The organism is Mesorhizobium sp. M1E.F.Ca.ET.063.01.1.1 (assembly GCF_003998155.1).
Classification (GTDB): Bacteria; Pseudomonadota; Alphaproteobacteria; order Rhizobiales; family Rhizobiaceae; genus Mesorhizobium.
On record NZ_RZSC01001114.1, the window covers coordinates 1 to 1403 of the forward strand.

At 65.9% G+C, this 1403-nt stretch carries 2 protein-coding genes; both read right to left on the reverse strand.

The annotated features are described in order from the left end of the window. Positions 1-265: 265 nt before the first annotated feature. Positions 266-982 carry an SMC-Scp complex subunit ScpB gene (locus EOA29_RS36495; RefSeq protein ID WP_127222395.1) on the reverse strand — a complete coding sequence of 239 codons (717 nt, stop codon included), beginning with the start codon at positions 980-982 and terminating at the stop codon, positions 266-268. Between the two features lie 3 nt (positions 983-985). Next, the coding region (locus EOA29_RS36500; protein ID WP_127222396.1) for a DUF1403 family protein at positions 986-1403 on the reverse strand (418 nt) is incomplete at its 5' end.

A 1403-nucleotide genomic window follows, 5' to 3' on the forward strand; every position in this document is an offset into this window, starting at 1 on the left:
GATGAGGACGATGCTGTTGCCCGGCGGCGTCGGCTCGTCCTGGCTGCAGGCGGCCATGACCGGTTGATTGCGCACTTCTCGGATTTCATGGACAAGCATCAAGGATCGCCGAGGTCTGTGCGGTCACCCCCGACCGGCGCCGACCTTGCTGCTCTGCTCGAGGCCTATTCGCGCGCCACTGACGATGCGATCAAAACGAAGCGTCACCGTGTTCTTGCGGTCCCACGCGGATAGTCCCGCGAACCACCCATCCCTGGTGAGCATGCTATTCATCACCGGCAACGCCGGCATCTTCTTCCCAGTCACTGGAAAACCCCGGCATGATGTCGCCCGCCAGCAGCTTCTCCTTCGACAGCAGGCCCGCATCCTCAAGCGCTTCGATGTCGGGGAGATCGCGCAGAGTGTCGAACCCGAACTGCAGCAGGAACGCCTTGGTCGTGACATACGTGTATGGCGCGCCTGGGGTCGGGCTGCGTGGGCCTGAGGCGATTAGGCCGAAGCCGCGCAAATTGCCGATCAGGTCGCGGCTGATTTCCTTGCCGAAGAAGGCGGACAGCTCGGCACGGGTGATCGGCTGGAAGTAGGCGATCGTCAACAGCACGAGTACCTCCGACTGCGAAAGGTTCTTTTGCCCCTGCTCGCCGGTGCCCAAGGCCGCGTGAATAGCGTCGCCGTAGGCAGAGCGCGTCAAATGCTTCCAGCCGCCGGCGACCGCCACCAGATCATAGGGGCGGCCGCGCAGCTCCTCGCGGATGTCGTCGATCAGGAGATCAATGCTGCAGCTCTTGCCGACGATACGCGCCAGGGTGTCACGTGTCACCGGCTCGCTGGCCGCGAAGATCGTCGCTTCGACTCTGGCCATCCACTCCCGCCAGCGAACCTCCGCCGGCAGGTGGTCGAGATCGCGATCGAACAGGCGGTCGCCTGATCGATGGTCATCTGACCGGCCCTGCCCTCGCCTCTTGCGCGCCGCTTCAGCCATTTCCTAAAGCCCGTAGATGCGGAACGTGGTGCGGCCGGACAGCTCGCGCACGGCGCCGAGATCGACCAGTCGGTCGAACAGGCGCCGCAGGCCGCGGTCGCTCATCCCGGCGATTTCTTGCGACGCCACGAGCGCATCGTCGGACAGCAGCTTTTCGACGACACGGTCCGCACCCTTCGCCCGCAGCTTCGGCGCGACGGCGAGCAGCCGCTCGGCGCGGCGGCCGAGCTCGGTCGAGAGGTCGATCGCCCGCAGCGCTGCGCGCGCCTGAGCCACGAGCAGGCCCTGCACCCTCTCCCCGCCTGGCGCCTGATCCCTCTCCGTCAGACTGGTTGTTCTCACTCGCACGCCGCGCGTGCTCCCGCCCGATGCAGGCTGCGCTCCCAGAAGCGGCACCGCATGCGGCCATCCCAATCTTTGC

Coding starts and splice junctions, on each gene's coding strand:
- EOA29_RS36495 (WP_127222395.1), bottom strand. CDS start 982: ATGGCTGAAGCGGCGCGCAAGAGGCGAGGGCAGGGCCGGTCAGATGAC.